Origin of the sequence: Psychrobacter muriicola 2pS (assembly GCF_904846535.1) — a bacterium.
Taxonomy (GTDB): domain Bacteria; phylum Pseudomonadota; class Gammaproteobacteria; order Pseudomonadales; family Moraxellaceae; genus Psychrobacter; species Psychrobacter aquimaris.
The window spans coordinates 396,211-420,691 of the sequence record NZ_CAJHBC010000003.1 but is presented as its reverse complement, the minus strand read 5'-3'; the positions used below and the strand labels follow the sequence as shown (position 1 = coordinate 420,691).

The 24,481-nt window shown below is 41.7% G+C and carries 23 protein-coding genes; 8 read left to right on the top strand and 15 right to left on the bottom strand.

From position 1 onward, the window contains the following. Positions 1–21: 21 nt before the first annotated feature. The 5 genes from JMX93_RS06490 to JMX93_RS06470 form a co-directional block, all read right to left on the bottom strand. Complete coding sequence (locus tag JMX93_RS06490; protein ID WP_499204233.1) at positions 22–1,518, bottom strand: dihydrolipoyl dehydrogenase; 1,497 nt, start codon at positions 1,516–1,518, stop codon at positions 22–24. Positions 1,519–1,697: 179 nt separating this feature from the next. After that, the gene (locus JMX93_RS06485; protein ID WP_443510857.1) at positions 1,698–2,195 is read right to left on the bottom strand and encodes a peroxiredoxin; all 498 of its coding nucleotides are present in this window, start codon (positions 2,193–2,195) and stop codon (positions 1,698–1,700) included. Positions 2,196–2,457: 262 nt separating this feature from the next. Further along, positions 2,458–2,712, bottom strand: coding sequence for an integrase core domain-containing protein (locus tag JMX93_RS06480; protein ID WP_499204232.1), 255 nt, complete (start codon positions 2,710–2,712; stop codon positions 2,458–2,460). Between the two features lie 211 nt (positions 2,713–2,923). Continuing rightward, on the bottom strand, positions 2,924–3,091 hold the full coding sequence (locus JMX93_RS06475; protein WP_499204231.1) for a hypothetical protein: 168 nt from the start codon (positions 3,089–3,091) through the stop codon (positions 2,924–2,926). Between the two features lie 443 nt (positions 3,092–3,534). Next, positions 3,535–3,651: a transposase gene (locus JMX93_RS06470; protein WP_499204230.1), complete on the bottom strand. Its 117-nt coding sequence runs from the start codon at positions 3,649–3,651 to the stop codon at positions 3,535–3,537. 184 nt (positions 3,652–3,835) lie between these two features. Here JMX93_RS06470 and JMX93_RS06465 point away from each other — a divergent pair, with 184 nt between their 5' ends. Beyond that, positions 3,836–4,246 (top strand): hypothetical protein, encoded by a 411-nt coding sequence (locus tag JMX93_RS06465; protein ID WP_499204229.1) that lies wholly within the window; start codon positions 3,836–3,838, stop codon positions 4,244–4,246. A gap of 377 nt (positions 4,247–4,623) precedes the next feature. Here the strand turns inward: JMX93_RS06465 and JMX93_RS06460 are convergent, their stop codons facing one another. Next, positions 4,624–4,953: a hypothetical protein gene (locus JMX93_RS06460; protein WP_193012676.1), complete on the bottom strand. Its 330-nt coding sequence runs from the start codon at positions 4,951–4,953 to the stop codon at positions 4,624–4,626. Positions 4,954–5,189: 236 nt separating this feature from the next. After that, on the bottom strand, positions 5,190–5,906 hold the full coding sequence (gene queC, locus JMX93_RS06455) for a 7-cyano-7-deazaguanine synthase QueC (protein ID WP_443510918.1): 717 nt from the start codon (positions 5,904–5,906) through the stop codon (positions 5,190–5,192). A 403-nt stretch (positions 5,907–6,309) separates the two neighbouring features. Between queC and ttcA the strand changes: the two genes are divergently transcribed. Then, on the top strand, positions 6,310–7,467 hold the full coding sequence (gene ttcA / locus JMX93_RS06450; protein ID WP_499204228.1) for a tRNA 2-thiocytidine(32) synthetase TtcA: 1,158 nt from the start codon (positions 6,310–6,312) through the stop codon (positions 7,465–7,467). Between the two features lie 154 nt (positions 7,468–7,621). Here ttcA and JMX93_RS06445 read toward each other — a convergent pair whose 3' ends face one another. The 6 genes from JMX93_RS06445 to ccoN all read right to left on the bottom strand — a co-directional run bounded on the left by JMX93_RS06445 (position 7,622) and on the right by ccoN (position 13,716). After that, complete coding sequence (locus JMX93_RS06445) at positions 7,622–8,203, bottom strand: FixH family protein (protein WP_193012679.1); 582 nt, start codon at positions 8,201–8,203, stop codon at positions 7,622–7,624. 179 nt (positions 8,204–8,382) lie between these two features. Further along, entirely contained in the window at positions 8,383–9,792 is a 1,410-nt protein-coding gene (ccoG, locus tag JMX93_RS06440) for a cytochrome c oxidase accessory protein CcoG (RefSeq protein ID WP_443558699.1), read from the bottom strand. 479 nt (positions 9,793–10,271) lie between these two features. Continuing rightward, entirely contained in the window at positions 10,272–11,408 is a 1,137-nt protein-coding gene (gene ccoP, locus JMX93_RS06435) for a cytochrome-c oxidase, cbb3-type subunit III (protein ID WP_193012681.1), read from the bottom strand. Continuing rightward, entirely contained in the window at positions 11,405–11,587 is a 183-nt protein-coding gene (locus tag JMX93_RS06430; RefSeq protein WP_183618778.1) for a cbb3-type cytochrome oxidase subunit 3, read from the bottom strand. The genes ccoP and JMX93_RS06430 overlap by 4 nt, the downstream gene beginning before the upstream one ends. After that, positions 11,587–12,225: a cytochrome-c oxidase, cbb3-type subunit II gene (gene ccoO, locus JMX93_RS06425; RefSeq protein ID WP_193012682.1), complete on the bottom strand. Its 639-nt coding sequence runs from the start codon at positions 12,223–12,225 to the stop codon at positions 11,587–11,589. Before ccoO ends, JMX93_RS06430 begins: the two co-directional genes overlap by 1 nt. 9 nt (positions 12,226–12,234) lie before the next feature. Further along, a complete protein-coding gene (gene ccoN, locus JMX93_RS06420; RefSeq protein ID WP_193012683.1) occupies positions 12,235–13,716 on the bottom strand; it encodes a cytochrome-c oxidase, cbb3-type subunit I in 1,482 nt (493 codons plus the stop codon). 859 nt (positions 13,717–14,575) lie between these two features. Here ccoN and JMX93_RS06415 point away from each other — a divergent pair. Beyond that, positions 14,576–14,965: an SCP-2 sterol transfer family protein gene (locus JMX93_RS06415; RefSeq protein WP_499204227.1), complete on the top strand. Its 390-nt coding sequence runs from the start codon at positions 14,576–14,578 to the stop codon at positions 14,963–14,965. Between the two features lie 130 nt (positions 14,966–15,095). Here JMX93_RS06415 and JMX93_RS06410 read toward each other — a convergent pair whose 3' ends face one another. Continuing rightward, positions 15,096–16,070 carry a hypothetical protein gene (locus JMX93_RS06410; RefSeq protein ID WP_193012685.1) on the bottom strand — a complete coding sequence of 325 codons (975 nt, stop codon included), beginning with the start codon at positions 16,068–16,070 and terminating at the stop codon, positions 15,096–15,098. A 453-nt stretch (positions 16,071–16,523) separates the two neighbouring features. Here JMX93_RS06410 and JMX93_RS06405 point away from each other — a divergent pair, with 453 nt between their 5' ends. From JMX93_RS06405 to JMX93_RS06395, 3 genes are all read left to right on the top strand, one after another. Next, complete coding sequence (locus JMX93_RS06405) at positions 16,524–17,759, top strand: lipoprotein-releasing ABC transporter permease subunit (RefSeq protein ID WP_198331232.1); 1,236 nt, start codon at positions 16,524–16,526, stop codon at positions 17,757–17,759. Positions 17,760–17,803: 44 nt separating this feature from the next. Then, positions 17,804–18,484, top strand: a complete 681-nt coding sequence (gene lolD, locus JMX93_RS06400) for a lipoprotein-releasing ABC transporter ATP-binding protein LolD (protein ID WP_193012687.1) — start codon at positions 17,804–17,806, stop codon at positions 18,482–18,484. Between the two features lie 310 nt (positions 18,485–18,794). After that, a complete protein-coding gene (locus JMX93_RS06395; protein WP_198331233.1) occupies positions 18,795–19,103 on the top strand; it encodes a hypothetical protein in 309 nt (102 codons plus the stop codon). A 150-nt stretch (positions 19,104–19,253) separates the two neighbouring features. On the opposite strand, the gene JMX93_RS06390 is transcribed toward JMX93_RS06395, so the two are convergent. Next, positions 19,254–19,829: a DUF2062 domain-containing protein gene (locus tag JMX93_RS06390; protein ID WP_443558704.1), complete on the bottom strand. Its 576-nt coding sequence runs from the start codon at positions 19,827–19,829 to the stop codon at positions 19,254–19,256. A 328-nt stretch (positions 19,830–20,157) separates the two neighbouring features. Here JMX93_RS06390 and JMX93_RS06385 point away from each other — a divergent pair, with 328 nt between their 5' ends. Together JMX93_RS06385 and sppA are read left to right on the top strand one after the other, a co-directional pair. Beyond that, positions 20,158–23,121 (top strand): ComEC/Rec2 family competence protein, encoded by a 2,964-nt coding sequence (locus JMX93_RS06385; RefSeq protein ID WP_499204226.1) that lies wholly within the window; start codon positions 20,158–20,160, stop codon positions 23,119–23,121. A gap of 206 nt (positions 23,122–23,327) precedes the next feature. Then, complete coding sequence (gene sppA / locus JMX93_RS06380; RefSeq protein ID WP_499204225.1) at positions 23,328–24,386, top strand: signal peptide peptidase SppA; 1,059 nt, start codon at positions 23,328–23,330, stop codon at positions 24,384–24,386. Positions 24,387–24,481: the final 95 nt, after the last annotated feature.

The following is a 24,481-nucleotide window of genomic DNA, read 5'->3' as shown; positions in this document are numbered from 1 at the left end:
AAAGTGTAGCTTAGCTAATGCTTAAAAGCTATCTTCCTGTGTGTCTTGGTATTGATAAGGTATTGCCATTTTGTGTTGAACATCGCGTAACGCGGTACGTAAGCCCTCTAATATTGTAGGATGATAAAAAGGCGTATCAAGCATGGCCTTAATACTTAAATCATTGGTAATCGCTGTTGCTAAAATATGCCCGATATATTCGGCATCGGGCCCGACCATACTTGCGCCTAAGATTCTATCGGTTTTCTTACAGCCATATATATGTAGCAGTCCACAGTTGACACCCATCACGCGACTGCGCCCTTGATTGTCAAAGCTGACACTACCGATGACATACTCTAAGCTTGTATCCTGTTGAATGTCTGGTAGAGACATACCGACGTTAACGATTTGCGGTGAGCAAAACACAATCGAGAAAGGCGTGGCGGGCGGGCGAATATGAGCGGCATCTTCATTCTCGCAGACCATACTTCCAGCGCTATAGCCTTCATCACTGGCCACATGTAATAGTGGGAGATTGGCGTTGGCATCACCAACGATATAGATATCTAAATTACCAATCTGACCTGTTTTTTTATTCAAGTGCCTTGGGCGATCTTTGTCGTCAAGCTCAACGCCTAAATGTTCAACTCCCAGCGGTTTGATATTATTGCGACGACCAGTCGCAACCAGTACATACTCACCTTGCCATTGCTGCAACTCTCCAGCACTGTCTTCATAATCAATGAACGCGGCTGAATGGTCATTATCCGTGGCTGTTTGCACGCCGACATCACTGATTTTGCTACCCAAATGCATGGTCAATTCGCGGCTTAAGCAATCGATAGCTTTGTTATTGATATCATCGTCTTTGAGACCAGCAATGCGTTTGACACGATTGAACAAAGTCACTTCTACGCCTAAGCGTTTAAAGGCTTGCGCAAGCTCTAGTCCGATAGCACCTGTACCGATGACGGCCATTGTTTTTGGCAAATTTGTGAGCTCAAATACCGTATCAGAGGTGAGCATGGCGTCACCAAGCTTATCTGCCCAGCCATCTGGAATAAATGGTGAGCTGCCCGTGGCGATAATGATTTTGTCGGCATCAATTAGTTCATCATTGACTTCAATTAATCCTTGGTCATTGATATGAGCGCGTCCTGATATTTTTTTGTGATCAGGCCAACTATCTACTTGTGCTTTGATGTAGCTAGCAAAATGCGCACGCTCGTCCCGGACGCGCTGCATGACTTGCTTGCCATCTATCTGGACGGTGGCATGGACGCCAAATTCAGCAGAGTGATTGGCTTCATACGCGCGATCAGCGGCGGCAATCAACAGTTTGCTTGGCATACAGCCGACAGCGATACAGGTGGTCGTCCAGAATCCGTCATTAATAATAACGACATTATCATGGGTTTTACTGGCTTGACGAAAGGCATTTTGCCCAGCAGTACCTGCACCGATAATGGCAACAGATACTTTGCGAGTAACTTTGGATGCTGTGTCATCCGCTGCAGTGTCGTATTGTTTATTCATATGATTCTCAAGTTATACGGCATTTAGTATTAAGGACTATTTTTAAGATAGTTTTTTTAAGAAATTGCTCTAAAAGACAATCATTCAAAAAAGACTTTCAGCCTCTGATATCCAGTATTTATCGTAAGGATTATCAGAATCAATTTTAAGATGCTTGTTATGATTCTTGGCTTTATTGGTTAAGGCGCTAAGGTTTCAAGCAAACGTTCAGTATAGCCTTTGGCACGTAGATTTCGCTGAGCATGGGTCAGCTCGCCATTTTTGTTAAAGACGAATGCTGAACGGACTAGCCCTAACGTTATTTTGCCGTACATATTCTTTTCTTTAATAACGTCAAAGTATTGGCATAACTTTTCATCAGTATCGCTGATAAGCGCAATGTTTAAATCATATTTGGTGATGAATTTCTCATGAGATTCAACACTATCACGTGAGACACCAATAATGTCATAGCCTAAGTCATCAAACTCATGGAGGTGCTCGGTAAATTCGGTAGCTTGAGTGGTACAGCCTGGCGTACTGTCTTTTGGATAAAAGTACAGAATGAGTCCTTTATCAGTATTGGCAATCATCTCTTTGAGATTGATTTCATCATGGATAAAGTTACCGGCAAGCTTTCGTACTATAGTGACTGAAAAGTCAGGTAAGGTTAGGTTTTCTGTGGTTGGTTTTGCCATTATAAAATCCTTATTGGTTTTTGTTTGTATCAGTGCTTATGTCGATTGATAATCTATGCTGTGTTCTTATTATAAGCAGATTAGCAGCGATTCATAATCAGTTTTACACTTTGCGCCTGCATTGACAACAAAAAAGACTGGTAATAGCCAGTATCTTTCACTTCTATTTATTCTTATCTCAACAAACAACTTACAACAAAAAATACTATCAAACCCTTTAAAAATATTGATATACAGAAGTTTTAGCTATTGTAGTGGACAACTAAATTAGGTCATCTGATAAGAGGTTTTTGTTAAAGTAGCATCTCTCTTTTTCTGCTGACGGCAAATAATTATTAAAACGGTGCGGTCTCAGACTTTGATAATAGCCCCAAATATAATCAGCAATGGCGCTTGATGCTGCATCAACATCCTCATAACCATCCTTTGGCATCCACTCCGTTTTAAAGCTTCTAAAAAAGCGCTCAGTTGGTGCATTATCCCAACAATTTCCACGGCAGCTCATACTTTGTGTCATACCATGACCGCTAGCAACTGCTTCAGAAAGTTTCTTACTGGTGTAATGTAATGCATGCCCTGATCAGAATGAAACAGTACGCCACTGGGTTTAAGTCTGGTTTGATACGCCATCTGTATGCTTTAGCGGTCAGCACGCTGTCAGGAGAGTCTGATACAAAAAAGCCAACCACACGCCTGGCATATAAGTCTAAAACTATGGCGAGATAGCATTAGTCGCCTTTGATACGAATATAAGTGACATCCCCGGTCCGGACTTGATTGGGCATGCTTGGGCTAAAGTTGCGAGCTAAGATATTGTCATGGGTTTTGTGCGATTCATCAGCGTACTTATATTTATGCTGCTTTTTCTGACAGCTTCTAAGGCCCATCTGCGACATAAGCTTACCTGCCATATAGCGGATAAGCTTGATGCCATGCTCATTCTGCAATATGGCGACGATGCTACGAGCCCCTGCTGATCGGTTGGATTGGTTAAATATTTAGTGTATTAAGGCTTTAATTTTCACAGTTTCAAGACGGATGGGCTTTGACTGCATGCCAGAATAGTAACTGCTTTTGATCACGCCAAATAGCTTGCACAGTCGGCTTTTACTGACCCGCTTATCTTGCTCTGCAAGCTTATTAGTCAATGATATACGTTGAGATTGTCCGATGCTAGCAGAGCTGAGGCCTTTTTTAAAATATCTTTCTCAATTTTGAGTTGCCTAACTTCTCGCTCAAGATCTTGAATGCGGCGCTGGTCATCTGTTAGTGCAAGGCCTTCGCTTGGAGCAGCGCCTTGCTTCTCTTTTCGATACTTAAGTAGCCAATTATCTAAGGTCTATTTGCCTATCCCTAATGAATTAGCAACGTCAGGTATTCTACGTTTGTGATCGACTACCAAGCTGATGGCTTCGAGTTTAAATTCTCGGGTATATTGGTTGCGTTTGTTAGTCATACTGTTTTCCTCTTTGGATTAGTATAACCTCTTATGCGCTGTCCTAATTTATCAGGCCACTACAACAACAGCGATTATATGAATTTAGATCAGATATTGGCTAATAAAAAAAGCAAACTTGCTAAATGATTTAGATAACTTATATAGTAATCGTGTTTGAACTAACTTTAAGGTAGTAAATATCATGAGATTATTGAACCAATTATTCACATGCCTATCAGGTGTAATAATTGTGACTGCTTTTACTTTTGGAGTAGCAAATGCCAATAATGAATATGTCATGGCTGCAGCAGAAAAAGTAGCTAGTGCAGAAGCATACGCAAAAGCACAAGCAGCAGGAAAAGTAGCTAGGGCAGAAGCATACGCAAAAGCAGACGCAGCCATTGCAAAAGCAGCCGCAGTCATCGCACTGGCAGAAGCAGCTAGGACAGAAGAAAAAGCAGCTATGGCAAAAGCAGAAGCAGCTAGTGCAGAAGCGTACGAAAAAGCATACGCAGCTTGGGCAGAGTCCATTGCAGAAGCAAAAGAAAAAGAAAAAGCAGATAGGGCAGTATCAGACAAGAGGATTGAGCTGAAGGAATGGAGCACACATTGAACGACAGCTTATGCAGCGGTGCCAGCGACCTGATGCAAGTATGCAAGCAATAAGAAAGCGTTTGAATTGGCATGGAAACCCTTATCAAAAACCTAAAGGCATGCACTATAAAACCTACAAGCGGCTATTCACTGAATATCACGACGTAGAAGATTATTATATGAGCTGTTTAACTAGGTTCGATGGTATTACTAGCGTTAAGAGAATGAAATAAAGATAGTTATTCGGAGGGTTATAAAAGGAGAGAATGCCATAGGTAGCTATAAAAATAGCTACCAATCTATACTACATTATAATGATTTTTTTTAAAACAATGAGTTAGTAGTGATAAAAAGACTGGCAATGGCCAGTCTTTTGTATATCAAACGAGATGTGTATTAAGCTGGTTTCTGTGGCTGTTTTAAATCTAAGCCAACGGTGCACTGTTGCAAATCTTTTTGCATCTTTTTGACGTAAGGCAGTCCAGACGGATCTTTTTTGTCTTGGGCATAGCTCTCAATCTCCCACATCTGACCGATGGTCATGTTGCTACGCACACCAATAGTACAATTGCATAGTTTGGTCGCAGTGTTTTTATCAGCGACTTTATATTTGACTGCGCCATTAACGCAGGTATTGATATTATTTTGCTTAATATCGGCAGCGTTTGCTTGTGGCATCACAAAAATGGCAGCTAGAGCTAGGGGTAATACTGGCAACAACTTCATAAATATCCTCTTACGGGTAGCATCAATTTTCTAGATTTTGTACTCAAATTAGAGCGAAAGTACTAATAGTTCGTTGATTAATGTGGTTACTTATATCTTGCGATAAACAGAATCGCTCATACCATAGCAAGTATGTGACTTAAAATACAACGGCGGCGTGCTGTGTTAATGCAAGCGAATGTTTCGCTAATGTTGATTGCTATCACGCTTTGATACAAATGTAATCCTATGATTTGTTAGGATTGATAATGGGTTGGGTCAGTGACGCCAGCTTGAGCAAATCCTTGACGGCGTAAGGCACAGCTGTCACATACACCGCAAGCAAGACCGTGTGCATCGGCTTGGTAGCAAGAAATCGTTTGCCCATAATCGACGCCCAATGACAGTCCAAGCTCAATAGTTTTTGCTTTTGACAGCTGCTGTAAGGGCGTTTGAATAGATAAGTGATGACCGGTAACACCAGCTTTGGTGGCAAGATTGGCCATATGCTCAAAGGCGGCAATATACTCTGGTCGACAGTCAGGATAGCCCGAGTAATCGACTGAGCTGACGCCAATGATGATGTGATTGGCATCGGTCACTTCAGCAACGGCTAGTGCATAAGACAAAAATATCGTATTACGCGCAGGCACGTACGTATTGGGAATAGCATCATTATCGATCTCATCACGCTTTTTATTAGGAAATTTATCCGTATCGCCATCAGGAACAATCATACTGTGGTCCGTCAGTGAAGAGCCACCAAGCTGAGCGATGTCAATATCAATAATCCTGTGATTGACCTCGGCAGTTTCAGCGATGGCTTTTGCCGCGACCAGTTCACTATTGTGGCGTTGACCATAGTTAAAACTGACCGCAGTCACCGACGCATAACGTGCCTTAGCCCAATACAAACAAGTCACTGAATCAAGACCGCCTGACAGTAGCACAACGGCATTTTGGCTTTTATTCAGAGCATTTAAGTCAGTATCGGCGGCTCGGTTATTAGAGGTATTTTGCGAAGTAACGTTAGTCATAGTGGTATCTATTATTGGTTTGCGAAAAACGCCTATTTTAGCAAAAATACGCTCACTACAGAACCACTAAGCCATTATAGATACGATATGAAACCTTAATCAGCTCAAAAAAAATTTGTTTATAAAAGTTTTGAGTTGACATCAGTCTCTTATGTATAAAAAAGCTAAACTATAAAGAAGACTGCATATTTAATCTCATAATTTAATCTCACCTTTTCAATCTGTTAGCAAATTTTGTTATAATCGCTGCTTTTAGAGCCACTGTGCTATTACATCCTTGCTAATGGCTTTATTATCCCATTTTTTAGCAAAAATCCCTTGTAAAGATATTGAGTAACTTATGACCGCAGCGACCTTGTTTACGCCACAAATTACGCCTGAAATCGATGATATGTCAGCTGATGCAGGTTTGGATAATCATGCTTGGCACACTGATGGTGATAGCATGGAATATGAGGATGTTGCTGATAATCATACAAATGAAGATAGTATCGCCGCTGTACCATCAACGTCTACTGAATCAGCAGAGTTCCGTAAACTACAAAAAAAGCTACGTAGACAAGTCTCTTGGGCGATTCGTGATTTTAATATGATCGAAGACGGCGATGTGGTCATGGTCTGTGTTTCAGGTGGTAAAGACAGCTATACTTTGCTGGATATTTTACTACTACTCAAGCGTATCGCCCCGATTAACTTTGATATCGTCGCGGTCAATCTCGATCAAAAGCAACCGGGTTACCCTGAGGATGTTTTGCCAGCGTATCTGAACGAGCAGGGCATTGCTCACTATATCTTAGAAAAAGACACTTATAGTATCGTTAAGAGCGTGGTGCCAGAAGGAAAAACTTATTGCTCGGCGTGTTCACGTCTGCGCCGCGGCTCGTTATACGGTTTTGCTAAGCAGATTGGGGCAACCAAAATTGCGCTGGGTCATCATCGCGATGATATGTTGGCGACCTTCTTTTTGAATCTATTTCATGGCGGCGCTCTCAAATCGATGCCACCGAAATTGCTTAGCGATGACAAGCAAAACCTGCTTATTCGTCCATTGGCTTATGTCGAAGAAAAAGACATCATCGAATATGCCCGCCTAAAAGAATTTCCAATTATTCCGTGCAACTTATGTGGCAGCCAAACCAACCTACAAAGAGCAATTATCAACGACATGTTGCGGGAGTGGGATGATGCCCATCCACAGCGTTTGGCCTCTATTTTTAAAGCCATGCAAAACGTGGCACCGTCACAACTAGCAGACCGTGAGCTATTCGACTTTGAGCAGTTAAGTCTTGATCGTGATGATAATGAGCGTTTGTTTGAAGGAGATAACATCCAAGCAGGGCAGACCGAGAGCTTGGCTGAAATTGGCCTACCTGTATCGCCAAAAACCCAAACGTTCAATCCAAAGTTTGATAGTAAGCAGCTTTCGACAGCGTCCGATAACTCAGCAGAAAACAATCGTACGACTCAGAAGATTCCTACAATAAATCCTGTTATTTAACGATTCATTGGTGAAATATCGTTACGTGATATTTATAAAAAATAGCATAAACCGCTAGCATAAAAAAACCAGCTCATTATTGATAAATGGCTGGTTTTTTTATGTCTTAATAAATCAATTGTTAGCCTTGTCTATCAAAGCAATATTGATAAAATTAGCTTTCTGCAAAAACCGGTAACGGATCAAAGCTAACCTCTGAGCGTGGTAGTTTCGCCACATCTTGCATACGCCAGTCATCTTTACCATCACTACTTACTTGTAGGTAATATTTTGCTTTTAAAGGATCTATATCTACCCGCGCACTGTATTTATTGCCCTCGACATGCTGTAGTACGACATCACGATCTTTTTTTATATCGGTTGCATGCGAGATAGATAGTGCCAGTGTATCTGGATAAGTCAGTGGCGTGCCATTTAATAATTTACCTGACTGCAAGCTTTGTTCAGGATAATTTAAATAAAACACAATGTTGCCATTATCGGCAAACTGCATTTTACCATGTAAGTCTAAGTCATAAGTCAGTTTGTCACGTGACACATCATGATAAAGCGTCTTGCCATCCATATACCAGTCGTCACGTACCACGCTATCACGAATTTGATAAGAGTAATAAACGAAAAAGATACAAGCCACTACGACAAATGCAGGCATGCCAATGACAAAAATAACCACCATGTAATTCTTATACCATGGTTGAGTATCCTGATGCTTAAAATTTGATGCTTGAGTAGACATAAAATACCTATTAATCAGATATCTGTTTATCAGATATCTATAAACTGTATCAATGGATAAACTGATAGCTGAACTGCTGTCAGTTTTATGATAAATCGTCCACCTGTTAGCCACTGACTCACAGGTGACATGACATATAGTATTATATACCAGCTAGGCTCTTAATAGCTTATCGAAGCCTACTGCCCTTGAGTAGTAAATACGTTTTGTTTACTGACCTTATACTGACCATCTTCACTAACCACATTTAGGGTCACCGGTGTTTGTTCAAAGTCGATCACATCAGGATCACCATAGATACTCACAGGCATATCAAAGCTCTCACCTGCTTCTAATGGTACATCGTTAAATCGCAGCGCCAAGCTCAAACCTTCTTTCGGGGTAAGGGTTATTTTATAGGTATGCGGCTCTTGCGTTTTATTGGTCAGTTTAACGATATAGCTGTTTTCAATCATGCCTTGATTGTTCACGGAAGACAACTGATTACGGTCACGACGAATATCAATCTCTAATGGTACGCGGTCTGTCAGCGCATAAACAACACCACCACATAAAATAGTAATAACCGCTAAATAGGCAAATAGGCGTGGACTGAGTACACGGGTATTTTCTTTTTCTGACAACTGGCGCTCTGTTGTATAGCGGATAAGCCCACGTGGATAGCCGACTTTATCCATAATTTCATTACAAGCGTCAATACAAGCAGCACATTGTATGCAACCAACTTGCAAGCCATCTCGAATATCAATCCCAGTCGGACAAACCTGTACGCACATGGTACATTCGATACAATCCCCTAAATCTTCAGGATGTGTGCCTTTTTTACGTGCCCCGCGAGGTTCACCACGTTCATAATCATAAGACACAACCAACGTATCTTTATCAAACATAACGCTCTGAAAACGACCATAAGGACAGATCTGTACGCACATCTGCTCACGCATGTAGCCCGCATTGGCATAAGTGGCAAAGGTAAAGATAAACATTGATACCCATACCCATGTTGGCCAATCAGGAATGGGAACAAAGCCAATTGTTTGCCAGCTCTGATATAAATAATCTGTTCCAGCGACATAACTGACAAAAGTTGCAGCGGTAATCACTGAAAATACTAACCAAATAAAATATATCAAAGAACGTTTAAAAGCTTTTTTGGCGCTCATCGGTTCTTTATCAAACTTAATACGCTTATTACGATCACCAATGACCCATTTTTCAACATACTGATAAAGGTGTGTCCAAATCGTTTGAGGGCAGGCATAGCCACACCAAACACGACCCGCATATACAGTCACCATAAACAATGTGAAAGCTGCAATGATGGCAAAGGCAGCAATAAAGTAAAAGTCTTGGGTCAGAAAGGTCATACCAAAAATATAGTAATGCTGCGAGGGGACATCAAACCATATTGCCTGCCTACCATTATAACGTAACCATGGTAACAGCAGAAAAGCGGCCAAAAGCGTATACATCGTGACAACACGAATGTTTTGGTAAAAACCTGTGACAAACCTAGGATGAACGCGATGCTTGGTCGCATCAAGGTCAATTTGCTGTACAGGGATTTTATTGGGTTGTGGTGCTGACATAAACGTGCCTCTTTTAAAAAAGAATCAGTTTGCTGGCATGATGAACAAACATCTTTAATCATCAGATGTATGAGTGTGCGATGTTATCAATGTCAGTAAGTAGCGGATAAAATTTTGAGCAGAAAAATATTTTAAACCATCTACCAAATGATTGATTGCAAATAGTTTAATGAGAATTGGTAACTATCTTCTAAATTGACCACCAATAAGCAGTTTTTAGGCATCGTCATTTTAGCATTCTCCCTATTGTAAATGGGGTAATAATCTTAAAAACCAATCAGTATATCGAGCATTATGCTTATATACTGATTGTGCTATACACAGTATTTAAGCGTATTTTCTTTACCACTCAAATTTTGACAATGCGGTAGCAGTCAATAAACCCTTATCAAAGAATCTATAAAAAAAGGAGAACTGCAATAACAGTCCTCCCTTTATCAAATCTTATCCATTAATAATATGACAACCAGCTTGAAATATTAGTTAGCCGTCGCTTCTACAGTGCTTTCTACTTGAGTAGCAGTTGGTGTTTTAGCAGCAGGTTGTGAGGTCTTATCTGATAGTGAGTAAACATAAGCCGCAAGCAGCATAATACGCTCATTACCCAGTTTGGTTTCCCACTCAGGCATCACACCAGCACGACCATAACGTAAGGTTTCACGAATGGTTTCGCGATCGCCGCCATACAACCAGATATCATCTGTTAAGTTTGGCGCGCCAGTAGAAGTCATACCTTTAGCATCTGTACCATGGCAAAGAACACAGTTAGTCGGCTCATTGAAGATAGCTTCACCTTGAGCGACTTTGGCCTTATCAAGCTCGTAACCAGGTTGGTTGCCAGATATAGACAATACATACTCAGCTGCTGCGCGTACACCATCTTCACCGATCTGATCGCGCCATGCTGCCATACCACCAACTCGACCCTTATGTAGCGTAGTCAAGATATTTTCAGGTGCTCCGCCATATAACCAATCATTATCAGTTAGGTTTGGATAGCCTACCGCACCTTTGGCGTTAGAGCCATGACAGACTGCACAGTTCTGCAAGAACAAACGACTACCAACTTTTAAAGCATTCGGATTTTCTGAAAGCTTCTCTACATAAGGTGATAGTTCTGCAATTTTCTCATCAATTTGAGCTTGCAGATCTGCTGGTGGTGTTTCACTGCGGCGCATGGTTGCTTGTAACTCAGCAAGCGTCGCTAAAGTCTGTGTCGCACCACTAGCATCCGCTTTGGCTAAGATGTTTTTCTCAAAGTTATCCGTAAATACTTTGTTATTGCTTTCAAGCTCACTGAATAGCTCGTTTTTAGAAGTCCATGGCACAGTTTCACCATCGACTTCTACCGTTGCGAGACCATCCCAGTATGCCGGAAACATTGCTGGGAAAAATACCCAATATGCAACACCCCAAACGATAGAGCCAAAAAATATCACCAACCACCATTTAGGGAGTGGTTTGTCGTATTCTCGGATACCATCATATTCGTGACCTGTTGTACCGTCTTCTTCTAGTTCTGGCTTGTATTTTAATACAAACAGCAGAACGCCAAGAATAAAAGCCCAACAACCAAAACTGATTAGTGTGACCCAAGAACTCCAAAAAAATGTCATCGTTTATCCTTATTGCGCTGCTCTTCAGACAGAGATTCTATATCCTCGTCATCAAGCGCAAGTTGTGCATCTTCTTCGAAGCGTTTTTTGTTTTTTGGCGAATACGCCCACCATGCAACACCTACGAAGGCAACAAAGGCAGAAACGGTCGCAATTGTTTGTAATTCACCAATACCCATTAGCGCTGTCCTTCCATTGCGGTACCTAACTGCTGTAGATAGGCGACTAGAGCGTCAAGCTCAGTGGCGCCAAGCACGGCATCTGGAGCACCTTCGATATCTTCTTCAGTATAAGGGACACCAAAGCGATCGCGGAATAGACGCATTTTAGCTTGAATGTTTTCACCATCCACTTCGTTAGTAGCCAGCCACGGGAAACCAGGCATTACTGATTCAGGCACTAGCGAACGTGGATTGATCAAATGTTGCTTCTGCCAATCTTCAGAATAACGTCCGCCAACACGTGCCAGATCAGGTCCAGTACGTTTAGACCCCCATAAGAATGGATGATCCCACGTTGACTCAGCGGCGCGTGAGTATGGTCCATAACGTTCAACTTCAGCACGTAGTGGACGAATCATCTGAGTATGACAAACGTGACAACCTTCACGAATATAGATGTCACGACCTTCAAATTCTAGTGCAGTCCATGGCTCCATAGAGGGCAGGGGAGCATTCACCCCACCTTCTTCAGGACCCTTGTTGTCATATATCAATGGTACGATTTCAACTAGCGTTGCAAAGCTAATAGCAATGACGATACCGATAACCAACAAGCCTGTATTTTTTTCAATAATTTCATGCGGTGTACCAGACATGATCGCTCCTTATACGTTAGCTGCCGAAGGTTTATCAACACTAGGTTCATGATCAGTAGGATCTGCGATATCGACAGGCTTACCTTCTGGCATCTTAAGTGTTTTATAAACGTTATATGCCATCACAAACATACCCGATACATACAATAGGCCACCAAAAGCACGACCAATATATGGGAAATGTGAAAACTCAACTGTATCGACGAAGCTATATACCAACGTACCATCTGGATTGGTAGCAAGCCACATCATGCCTTGGCCAATACCTGAAATCCACATTGATACGATATAGAAAATAGTACCCGCTGTAGCCAACCAAAAATGCGTGGTGATTAAGCTGATAGAATACATTTTTGGTTTGTTATAAATACGTGGTAACAGTACATATAGCGAACCAATGGTAATCATACCTACCCAACCAAGCGCACCTGAGTGTACGTGACCGACTGTCCAATCCGTGTTATGCGATAACGCATTCACGGTCTTAATCGACATCATTGGACCTTCGAACGTCGACATCGCGTAGAACGACAATGCAACAATCATAAAGCGAATGATTGGATCGGTACGTAACTTATCCCAACTACCTGATAGGGTTAGCACACCGTTAATCATACCACCCCAAGATGGTGCAAATAGGATGATTGAGAATACCATTGCAAGAGACTGCGTCCAATCTGGAAGTGCTGAATAATGCAAATGGTGACCACCAGCCCACATATATGAAGCAATCAATGCCCAAAAGTGAACGATAGACAAGCGGTAAGAATAAATAGGGCGACCAATCTGTACCGGAACGAAGTAATACATCATCCCTAGGAAAGCGGCCGTTAGATAAAAACCTACCGCGTTATGCCCGTACCACCACTGCACCATCGCATCGGTCGCACCGCCAAATAACGAGTAAGACTTAAATGCGCTAACAGGAACCGCCATGCTGTTTACGATATGTAGTAATGCAATCGTAATAATAAAGGCTGCAAAGAACCAGTTAGCCACATAAATATGTGAGGTTTTACGTTTGATGAGTGTGCCGAAGAAAACAATGGCATAAGAGATCCATACCAAGGCAATCAAAATATCGATTGGCCACTCAAGCTCAGCGTATTCCTTGGTCGACGTTAAACCTAAAGGTAGGGTAATAACCGCTGATACGATAACGGCTTGCCAACCCCAAAAGGTAAACCAAGCTAAATAAGGAGCAAATAACCTTGTCTTACAGGTGCGCTGAACAATATAGTAAGACGTTGCGAACAGGGCAGAGCCACCGAACGCAAAAATGACCGCATTGGTATGTAGCGGTCTTAAACGACTAAATGTCAGCCATGGAATGTCAAAGTTAAGTGATGGCCATGCTAACTGTGAAGCAATGAACACACCAATACTCATGCCGACGATGCCCCATACCACGGCCATTATCGTAAAGAATCTTACGACAGTAATTTCGTACTCACGGTCAACTGGGGCGACTGCTGTGTTTTGTAAACTCATTGGATGATTCCTTTACAGCCCGAATTATCAACAGAATTAACTAACTCTCCGCGCTATCTACATCATCAAAGTAATAACCAGATAAAAATAGAATCGCGGTACATGCTGTTTTTTGGCTCCCTTATTACCATAATATTATTAACTATCAATCTAAGCTTGCGCTTTATATCAGCTGGTATTGAGAAATAAAGGCGTTTTAAACGCACGACACTCATAGCTGATCGATAGTAGGATTGTTAATAAATCATTAAGGTGGATAAGAAGATGCGCCGTTTTTGAGCATCAAACATCTAATGAGGTGAAGTATTTATCTTAATTACTATCAAAAATCTATACTAATGAAGATAGATACCAATATCCATAGGGCCATAAACATGCACTGACCATAGACGTATGCTAGCGGCGGCTGACAAAAAAACATGTTTGCGTAATGTTTAGTTAAAACTCCCGACTCTGTTTAAGGGTATTGTAACGCAATCCTAATCAAATATCATCAGAACTATGCGGCAAAATACAAACTCTTTGGTAAAATTCTTAGCAAGCAACTTATTATTGCTATGCAATTTGTCTATTTTATACCCAATTTTATCACTATTCTAGAGATACATTTTGGTGATAGATGGACAGTAATTACTGTGCTTAGATATCATTACCAGCAGCATTTTTGTAACAATGGCCACATAAGCGCTCTAAATAAGTTTTACTTATCATCAAGTCGACCCTTATAATGAGGCTAAATATAAGTGACGATAGCGTTTTTGTACTGCTATTATGAGCAATAATTTTATCACTTGATATCCAGTCAGGCGAGTGAGCCAAACAACGGTAGCCTGAAATAACACTAATTAAGGACAATAACATGGCAGTTTTTTTGACAGATGAATGGTTTGAGCAAGTTGAGAAAATGGGTAATGATGCAGGCGAGCTGAATTTGCCACCAGCATTGGCGAATATGATCGTCAATCTAAAAGTATCTGATACTGAGCAAGACATCGAAGCAAACTTTGCAAACGGTTTATTGCATCGCGGCTTGAACGATGCAGCGACAACCACCTTGTTGCTTGACCGCAGTATCTTGCAATCAATCATCACTGATTTCGATACCAATGAAATTATGGGTGCTTTTATGGGTGGTAAAATTCGCGTTGAAGGCGATATGTCACAACTGATGGCAGTACAAACGGCACGTCCAAGTGCTGAACAAAAAGAGCTATATACTCGTATCAAGTCAATGACGACTATGGCTTAATTTTATATTCGCAGGGGTTTATCCCGACGATTGTAAGAAGACAAAAAGCCCCTAATGCTTATTAGGGGCTTTTTATTTGATAAGACATTCAATAATCATCTTTAAAAGTAGCGGATGATTCGTAAAGTAGTTAACTGGCCTTCGATTGCTGCGCTGCACTTTGCTGATTTTCTTTATAGATGGCGGCTTGTAGCCAGACGTTCGCTTGTACGTAGTCATGCACTTTAATAGAGGCCGTCTCTGGCGTGTTGAGCGCGCCGATACGGATCACGAAGGGATCTGCATCTTGTTCGCGTAATACCACGACATCAAACAGAATAATAGATTTATCATTAAATACGGTTTCTTGCTTGCCGAGTACCTGACCTTGGCACCATGCTTCATCTTCCTGCCCCAAAGTATCACCAAACAGATACGCACACATATGACCCAAGTTAATTTCTACTGGCGCCATTTGCTCTTTGGTCTCAGGTTTCCATTCTTTGATTTGCTCTTGCAGATCATCAGGTACTTTTCCGTCATTGGCGGCAACGATGTCGTTAAATGCACGGTGGTAGCGGATCGCTTCTTGATCTTCGACCATGATGACTTCGTTCTGCTCACTTAGCTTAATCTCATGTGCCCAAGCGCTAAAGTTCACAAAATAAGACGTGTCTCGCTGATATAAATGGCGATTGGTGGTATAGAGCTGGTCAAAGGCGTAAATAATACTGCCATCAGCGGTACGTAAGCGTAATACGGCATCGTGTGAATTGTCATTAGCAATGATGCGCTCAATCTTACAATTCAGCCCATACGGGCTATCGACACAGGGATAAGCATTAATGAAGCATTCAGGCTTGCCATTTTTCATGGCTAATACTTGATTGATATGACAAGGCTGGTCTTCAGACAGCAATAGGCAGCTATCTTGAGCGCTGACATTGTTGTTAAGACCTTTAGGCATGGCTGCCTTTTCGATCATTTTTTGTAACCATTCTGGCACGTCATGACTCATGTCATCGGTCAGAATACTCCAATGATCAGCGTGACCTGCAGATTGTTCATCAGTCAGGGTGATCTTGGTGGGAGATTGGATGTTTTTATATTGATAATTAATGGTCATGAAGATACTCAAAATTAGTCAGCGTGAGGTTTGGACCTGAAACTGCTATTGCTGACTATCATAAAACCCTATCAAAAAGGATAGGCAGACGATAGTCAACAACGTCGTCATCAGCAAAGGGTCAACAAACAACAATGAATGGTGAATGACAATTGTCCTTAGCATACAATATATAGGTATTGACGCAAGTAATAGCAAGCCCCTCATAAAAAATAGTAACAAAAGCCAGTTTTTTATTAAAAAATACGCCCAGTTTTTGCTAATGACTGGCACATATCAGCCAAATTGTGTCAAACTACCTCCCTTTTGACGGCTGTCTTTGGTTCGTCTGAAACCCTGTTTTTGTGTTCGATTTATATGTGAGTATGGCAAGTGCAGGTGTGAGATGCATTTGATGTTGCTCGTTTTATAGTATATATAAAGTCGCACGTAGATAAGATAAAGAGTTTGAATATGTTTCGTCCTTTAGCGTTGTTTATCGGCTTACGATACACCCGAGCAGAGCGTAGTAATGGTTTTATCTCCTTTATCTCGCTTATCTCGATGATTGGTTTGACTCTTGGGGTTGCCGTATTGATCACGGTGCTATCAGTCATGAATGGTTTTGATCGGGAGCTAAAAACCCGTATTTTGGGTATGGTCCCGCAAGCAACGGTTGTTTCCACCGAGATTATCAGTGATTGGAAGCAATTGGCTGATAAAATTAAAGAAGATCCTGAGGTGGCAGCCGTAGCGCCCTTTATCCAACTGCAAGGGATGTTGACGTCAAACGGTCAGGTTGCAGGGATTATGGTCACCGGTGTTGACCCTGAATATGAAAAAAATGTCTCTATCATTAATGAACATATGGTCCAAGGCAGTATTGATACCTTACAAAGTGGTGAGTTCAATATTGTGCTAGGTGAAGAGATGGTACAGTCTCTAGGTCTGCAACTGGGTGATAAAGTAACGTTAGTGCTGCCAGAGGCGTCGCCTTCACCAGCTGGTGTGATACCACGATTTAAGCGCTTTACCTTAACCGGTATTTTTACCATCAGTCCAGAAGTGGATAGCCTTATGGCGTTTATCCCGATGGGTGATGCAGCAAAACTGTTGCGTCTGCCAGATGGCGCACAGGGTGTACGTATGAAGCTCAATGACATCTTTACCGCACCGATGGCAGCAGAAAAAGCCGCTGCTATTGCCCCTCAGCAATTGTATCCTAATGATTGGACACAAACGCATGGCAACCTGTTTGGTGCGATTCAGATGGAAAAAGCGATGGTAGGATTATTGCTGTTCCTGATTATTTTAGTGGCTGCCTTTAATATCGTCTCCAGCCTAGTGATGCTCGTTACCGACAAAAAAGCAGATATTGCCATTTTAAAAACTTTTGGCGCATCACCTCGTTTGATCACCCAAGTGTTTATGGTGCAAGGCGTGGTCATCGGTGTGATTGGTACGATTGCTGGCACGATATTGGGCGTAATATTTGCACTCACGGTCAGTGATATTTTAGGCTTTATTAACCAAGTCTTTAATCTGAATCTGTTTGATGCTTATTTTGTTAATTATTTGCCATCAGAGTTGCGTTTACTAGATGTGGTATTGATTACAGGTGCGTCATTTATACTGAGCTTTTTGGCAACCATTTATCCAGCACGCCGAGCAGCTAAAATTCAGCCTGCCCAAACACTACGTTATGAGTAATCTAAACGCACAAATATCGAAATAAATAAAATAAAGGAAGCGCTATGTCTGCCATTTTAAAGGCGACCAATATCAATAAGATATATGATGAAGGGGCGGTTAGTACGCAAGTATTGACGGGTCTTGATTTGACTGTCCAAGCTGGTGAGCGCATCGCTATTGTCGGAACCAGTGGGTCAGGAAAAAGTACCTTACTACATTTGCTCGGCGGTCTAGACACGCCAACTAGCGGTGAAGTCTGGTTGCATGGTCAGTTATTGAATAGCATGAATGAAACTGAACGCGGCGCAATGCGCAATAAGCATTTGGGTTTTATTTATCAGTTTCACCATTTATTAGCAGAGTTCACTGCAGTCGAGAACGTTGCGATGCCTTTGTTGATGCGTCCAGAAGTGTCAACGACAGACGCTCGTAAGCAAGCGATTGAGATTCTAGAAAATGTCGGTCTTGAGCACCGGTTGATGCATAGACCAGGTGAGCTGTCAGGTGGTGAGCGTCAGCGTGTGGCAATTGCTCGTGCACTGGTTACAAAGCCATCGCTCATTTTGGCGGATGAGCCGACTGGTAATTTGGACTATGACAATGCGCAAAGCGTGTTTGGATTATTATCAGAGCTGCAAAACACTATGAAAACAGCACTATTAATGGTGACACATGATCGCAATTTAGCGGCACTGGCGGATCGTCAGTTATTGCTACGTAATGGTCATTGGGAACAATATTAAACCATTTTCTTAAATGCTGCGTTTTTTGATGCTTGGTTTGTAATAGCGTAAATGGTTATTGTTGTTAAGCAGTCACGCGTGGCCTTAATTAAATTGATGGACATCTACGTGGGATAAACGTCGTCGAACCGCTGATTAATATTCACTATTATCTGCGCCATTTTCCTTGTTTGACGGCAAATTATCTCACTTTTATCACCATTGTTAAAATGAGGACACGCCCTAGAGCGACAAGCTTAGATTTTAATAGAAATTGGACTAAAAATAGGGCTACAAAATGTAGCCGATTTATTGAAGAAGGACTACTGTTATGGATAAAGATGACGATCTAATCGCTGCTTTTGGCAGTGCTGAAGAAGGTAACGAACCTTTAAAACCCTATATGGATGCGACGTTATTCGAGACAATTGATAAGCAGGCGCAAATAGATTTGTTAACGCCCGTTTTTGATGCCATTACTTTGGCTGGCGTTGATTACGATCTAAAAGCTCAAGACAGTGCAACGGGCAAACGTTATACGTTACTTAAAGATGAAAAAGTGGTTGATGTTTTCGTGATGGACACTAGCCTTACGGATAACATTCTTGCGGCCATAGAAAAGAATAAAGAAGCAGAGTAACTGGTGTAAATAAAGAAAATGTCTTTTATTTATAGGTCGTCGTCAGCCGAAGGGATCTAGTAATTTAGATCATTGACATTAGCGAGTAATTATCGGTAAAGAGTGGTTCGCTATGTTACGGTGATCATAACTTGATAACGGCAATACATCTTAGGTTTTAGACGATTTATCATCAGGTTTTTGTTGACGTTTTTGCCAGCTCACGACGGTTTTGTAGCGCCAAACGGCCTTAAATGCTAGTCCACAAATGATGCTGGTTACAACCGCTAATATCGTTAACCCTATACAAAACGCAGCAATCGATACCGTGCCGCGATAAGTAATAAATGGATTTGCGCCATCTGACAGTGCCCATAAGCTAAAATCAGCAATCATTCGACCAATAAGTCGCAGACTAATCATCGGTACATCTATAATTTTGGCACCGATATAATAGCCTGCATAGAAGATAGGCAAGCTTGTGAGTGGATTGGTAATCCAAGTCAAACCGAGCGCCATAGGAACATTGGCACGAAAAATTAATGATCCGATCAAAGCCAGTAACATCTGCCCCGGCAATGGGAAAAATGCACTAAGCACCCCAATATAGACCGCTTTATTTAAGCTATGACGATTAAAGTGCCATAATCGTGGATCAGCCAAATGCGGTGCAAATAATTTTAAGGTGCGACTTTCTAGGATTTTCTCTGGCGTAGGAAGCAGGTCTTTCAGACGTTTTTGGGGCACAGGATCGCCTTTTGTAATCGTTAGCTACAGTCCGCTCAATCGCATTGATGGTCTGCTATAAAGTAATATTATTTATTCATAAAACATACAGGTGAGGATATATAGGATAATGATGTCAGACTACCGTTATCGCAATATGTCAATCAGTATAGGGTAATAGTGATATAAATGCTATTGCATGACGTGTCAGTTGTTGTTGCTGGTTTGAATATAAATCTGTGTTTTAGTGTTCCGGTACATTGTCATAATATTAAGTGGCTATTTATAATCATTAGATGGCTTTAGTTAGCCAAAAAGTAATATTCACCTCATCAAGCAAGGAGCGCTGGTGTACTGGTTGATTGGTAGCTTGATTATTATCACTATAATAGGTGTCTTGGCGGTCGCGGATAGTATGGCGATACCCATTAGTCCATCGTTAGTGGATATATTAAATACTCCTATCTTATCCTTATCGCTCATTATTTTTGCCACTATCCTGATAGTTATTGCTCAGTTTAATGTACCTTCCGCGCAAACTAGTCATTTATCGAAAGATGCTGCTAGTCTCTCTTCACACAACTCTAAATCCTTCTTTCGTATCTTAAATCATATTTTAGTCGCTGTATTGGCGATTGGATTAATCATTGGCAGCGCCCTGCAAGCACTGATTAGCCATCAGCAAGCAGAATTGACAGCAATCACTGAGCCAATGCGTGTACAAGCATTAGTAACCATCGAAGGGATAAGTGATAGTGTCTATGATGTTGCCACGGACAGTAGTTATCGACAAGTTGCCATCATTAGTGATATATCACCCTTGGTGTCGGCGTTGGCAGTTGAAGATTTAGATGGTATGACCAGTAACTTTCTAAAAGCCGATAAAAATAGCCTAAGCAATAATAAATTATATAAAAATAACTCAAATAAGAATAACAGCAAAGATATCACGTACCGTGTATTACTTAATGCTTATCCAAAAAAGTCATCAAAACAATCGTCCAAGAAAAATTTCGACAATGATCAATTTGATCGCTTAAATTATTTGCAACCTGGTGATCAGCTGTTTATGAGCTTAGCACTTGCACTACTGGCGACCTCTGAGCAAGCGTTGAGCAATCCATCTGGTTTTGACAGTTATCGTTGGCTGCGAGGTCGTCATATTGATGGAGTCGCTAATATATTGACCGTTGGCACATCGACTGTCACCGATGCTGCATCAACAAAGCCAGCGCCTGCATCTTCTTTAAACCTTCAGCATTTTCAGACTTATATTAACCAAGGGCGTTGGCAATTACGCCAGCATTTTTATCAAGATTGGTCCACACAGAGCACAGCAGAGCAACAGGCAAAAGCGGTCACTTTAAGTTTGCTTACAGGTGACCGCAGTTTAATCAATCGAGAGACCAAAGATCTATATCAGCTGGCTGGTATTTCACATCTGCTTGCTATCTCCGGAACACATGTATTGTTTTTAGCGATTATGCTGGCGGGTGCAGTAGTGTTGCTTTTTGATCGGCTATGGCCAAGGGTTTATCGTTATGTACCACGTTGGCAAGTGCGCTGGTGGGTGATGATTGCTGCTGCTTTTATTTATGCGCTATTTACTGGTTTTGATGTACCCGCTGCTCGTACGGCATGGATGTTATTAGCGATAGGTTTGGTACGTTTAACATTATTGCCTATTAGTACGATGCGGGTGCTGTTTGCATTGGCAGTGTTGATGGCATGGCTTGATCCCTATGTATTATGGCAGGCAGGGTACTGGCTATCTTTTATTGCAGTGGCATTATTACTCAAATATGATGATGCGTCATATACGCAATCAGCTGTCGTATCAAAAACGGTATCTGCTCACAGAGCCAGTGTAGTAGCGACTTTGTTCAAGCGTGTTTGGATAATCGGTAAACGTGTATTCAAATTACAATTTTGGCTATTTATTACTTTACTGCCTATTACATTGCTATTATTTGCCAAGGCATCACTATGGGGTCTTGTCATCAATCTATTTGCTATCGGTTTATTTGGCTGGGTGATTGTGCCGCTTAATTTATTGGCAGGGCTTTGCTATCTTTTATCACCTGCGCTTGCTGATAGTATTTGGCTGCTCGTTAGCGCCATTGTCGCGAAATTGCATGAACTGATAACATGGCTAACCTCGTTACCAGCATTGTCAGAAGCATGGCTGTATACACCCGTTAATGTCGCTATATTACTGATGGTGCTATTAAGTATGTTGCCTTGGCTTTTACCACGAGGGTTTATCAGTCGTTGGCTGGCACTGCCGCCGCTAACCCTATTAATGATGGCGGTATATGCCAATCAGCAATCACTAACGACGATACCGACCTTGTATATCTTGCCAACAGGCGACCCATATATAAGCGCTACTTTGTTGCAGTATCCTATTGTCAATGATGAGCAGCCATCCACAACAGATAAGTATGAGAAAAACATCAGCTGGCTATTTTTAGCTGACCATAGACCTAGTGCTGCCCGAACGATGTCAAGTAATCTAGCGGCAAATCAGCTTTCGATGACATTAGCGCAGCAGCTGGGTAGTTTGTCAGTTGATACGCTAGAAGGTATTGTCGTACAGAGTAGTAGTGTTGGATTGACAGATACGCTTACTACTGATAAGAAGCGTTTGGCCTCTCATGCTAGTGCTTCTGAGCTATTACCTCTGACGGTTTTTCAACTCCATCAGCGTTTACCTATTAGCCAGTATTGGCAAGCAGGACGCTCTGATCGTTGGTCTGCATTTCAGCAAGCGTATAAAGTCACTAGCCAATCCAAGGACATGGCGAATATCAGTGTGCAACGCTGTGAACAAGGCAAAACGTGGCAGTTGGGCAATAGTGATTTGTCCATACAAGCCTTGACAGGGTGGAGCAAAATAGACAGTCCCAGCGTTTGGGATTGTACAGTGGCTATAGATGCCAGCTTGCCTATAAGGGTATTAAAATATAATGCGGCTGATCCATTCAAATCATCACCTGCCACTGGGCAAACACTCACATCAAGTATCCAGCCACCGACTTATCAAGCCAATATGCCTCAGGCACGCCTGATATTAAATGCAGATACTCATCAGCGCACTTGGCAAATGTGGACATTATTATGTTCAGCTGAACCACATAAGCAACCACTCACTTTTAGTAATGTGACATGGCTTGGACATAGCACGTCACAGATAACTACCGATGTGATAGAGCGGCAAACAATAAATAAAATGATCGGCTATGATGACAAAATGGTAGAAGCAACATTGTCTCTAAATGTGGCAGTAGATGCTGCCGATATGACGCCTTAAAAATATTGCTTACCTGATCAGTGTTACAATATAGTGATATTTCACAGTTATACTATTGAACCCTGACTGAAATACGACCATACTTAGCAGCCTATTAATATAGATGACTGGGATTGTATTTGGAGTGAGAATCAGCTCCTTATTACTGACTTTATTTCTATTTTATCTTTTTATCGCTTTAGACTGTTTCTGACTTAGGAAGTTATATGCCCAACTGGCCACCAGACCCTAACAAACGTCCTGATAATTCGGCAAATCAGCCAGCGCCGATGCCGCCGCCAAGCCAGCCGAGTGGACAAGAATGGCGATTGCTTGAAAACACTTTATTGGCTAGTGTGGTTGAGCAGCGCCGTGCCCGTCGCTGGAGTATCTTTTTTAAATTATTGACCTTTGGTTATATTTTACTGATATTTCTGACGCTTGGTCGTAGTTGCAGCAGCAGCGCGCCAACGGGTTTAGATGGCGTCGACACGAGCAAGCCACATTTAGCCGTGGTTGAGCTACAAGGTGTTATTAGTAGTGGCGATGTGGCCAATGCTTATGATGTCAATGACGCATTGACCCGCGCTTTTGCAAACAGTAATTCAAAAGCGGTGGCATTGGATATCAACTCACCTGGCGGCTCACCAGTTCAGTCTGATGAGATTTGGCAGACTATGATGGATTTGCGTCAAGAATATCCAGACAAAAAACTCTATGCGGTGATTGGTGATATGGGTGCTTCTGGTGCTTATTATGTCGCTTCCGCGGCGGATGAGATTTATGTGAATCCCTCGAGTTTGGTTGGCTCAATCGGCGTGATTATGCCAAGCTATAATATTGAAGGCTTAATGGATAAGGTCGGCGTAAAAGATCGTACAATCACTGCTGGTGAATACAAAGACATCTTGAGCTTGTCGCGTCCGTTAACACCTTATGAAGAAAAGCATGTTGAAAAAGTATTGGACAATACCCACAAGCATTTCATTAATGCAGTGAAAGAAGGTCGCGGTGATCGTCTCAAAAATCCTGAACAAAATAAGCTGTTCTCTGGATTATTCTGGACAGGCGAGCAGTCTATTGAACTTGGATTAGCCGATAAGAAAGGCAGCATCGCTAGCTTAGAAAAGCAATTAGAGCTGGATAATGTTATCAATTATAGCCCAACAGATCCGTTCCAGTTATTCATGGACCGCTTTGCTGTTAAATTGGGTGCGGGCATTGGCTCTAGCGTTAGTCTTGACGGTTTTTTACCCCAAGAAGAGGGTAATGCAAAGATGCGTTAAGCGTTTAATATTTTAGACATACTGTGTATGATTGTTGAGGCTGAGCGTATGATTATGCTCAGCCTTAATTGTATATAAGATTCAATAATTATAAA

Bases quoted from the DNA above. Each gene is read 5' to 3' on its own strand.
- JMX93_RS06395 (WP_198331233.1), top strand. From the start codon at position 18,795: ATGGATAAAGATGACGATCTAATCGCTGCTTTTGGCAGTGCTGAAGAA.
- JMX93_RS06490 (WP_499204233.1), bottom strand. From the start codon at position 1,518: ATGAATAAACAATACGACACTGCAGCGGATGACACAGCATCCAAAGTT.
- ccoN (WP_193012683.1), bottom strand. From the start codon at position 13,716: ATGAGTTTACAAAACACAGCAGTCGCCCCAGTTGACCGTGAGTACGAA.
- JMX93_RS06410 (WP_193012685.1), bottom strand. From the start codon at position 16,070: ATGACCATTAATTATCAATATAAAAACATCCAATCTCCCACCAAGATC.
- sppA (WP_499204225.1), top strand. From the start codon at position 23,328: ATGCCCAACTGGCCACCAGACCCTAACAAACGTCCTGATAATTCGGCA.
- JMX93_RS06445 (WP_193012679.1), bottom strand. From the start codon at position 8,203: ATGTCTACTCAAGCATCAAATTTTAAGCATCAGGATACTCAACCATGG.
- JMX93_RS06460 (WP_193012676.1), bottom strand. From the start codon at position 4,953: ATGAAGTTGTTGCCAGTATTACCCCTAGCTCTAGCTGCCATTTTTGTG.
- ccoG (WP_443558699.1), bottom strand. From the start codon at position 9,792: ATGTCAGCACCACAACCCAATAAAATCCCTGTACAGCAAATTGACCTT.
- JMX93_RS06405 (WP_198331232.1), top strand. From the start codon at position 16,524: ATGTTTCGTCCTTTAGCGTTGTTTATCGGCTTACGATACACCCGAGCA.
- JMX93_RS06480 (WP_499204232.1), bottom strand. From the start codon at position 2,712: ATGACACAAAGTATGAGCTGCCGTGGAAATTGTTGGGATAATGCACCA.
- lolD (WP_193012687.1), top strand. From the start codon at position 17,804: ATGTCTGCCATTTTAAAGGCGACCAATATCAATAAGATATATGATGAA.
- ttcA (WP_499204228.1), top strand. From the start codon at position 6,310: ATGACCGCAGCGACCTTGTTTACGCCACAAATTACGCCTGAAATCGAT.
- JMX93_RS06470 (WP_499204230.1), bottom strand. From the start codon at position 3,651: ATGACTAACAAACGCAACCAATATACCCGAGAATTTAAACTCGAAGCC.
- JMX93_RS06430 (WP_183618778.1), bottom strand. From the start codon at position 11,587: ATGGGTATTGGTGAATTACAAACAATTGCGACCGTTTCTGCCTTTGTT.
- JMX93_RS06485 (WP_443510857.1), bottom strand. From the start codon at position 2,195: ATGGCAAAACCAACCACAGAAAACCTAACCTTACCTGACTTTTCAGTC.
- JMX93_RS06475 (WP_499204231.1), bottom strand. From the start codon at position 3,091: ATGTCGCAGATGGGCCTTAGAAGCTGTCAGAAAAAGCAGCATAAATAT.
- JMX93_RS06465 (WP_499204229.1), top strand. From the start codon at position 3,836: ATGAGATTATTGAACCAATTATTCACATGCCTATCAGGTGTAATAATT.
- ccoO (WP_193012682.1), bottom strand. From the start codon at position 12,225: ATGTCTGGTACACCGCATGAAATTATTGAAAAAAATACAGGCTTGTTG.
- JMX93_RS06415 (WP_499204227.1), top strand. From the start codon at position 14,576: ATGGCAGTTTTTTTGACAGATGAATGGTTTGAGCAAGTTGAGAAAATG.
- ccoP (WP_193012681.1), bottom strand. From the start codon at position 11,408: ATGACATTTTTTTGGAGTTCTTGGGTCACACTAATCAGTTTTGGTTGT.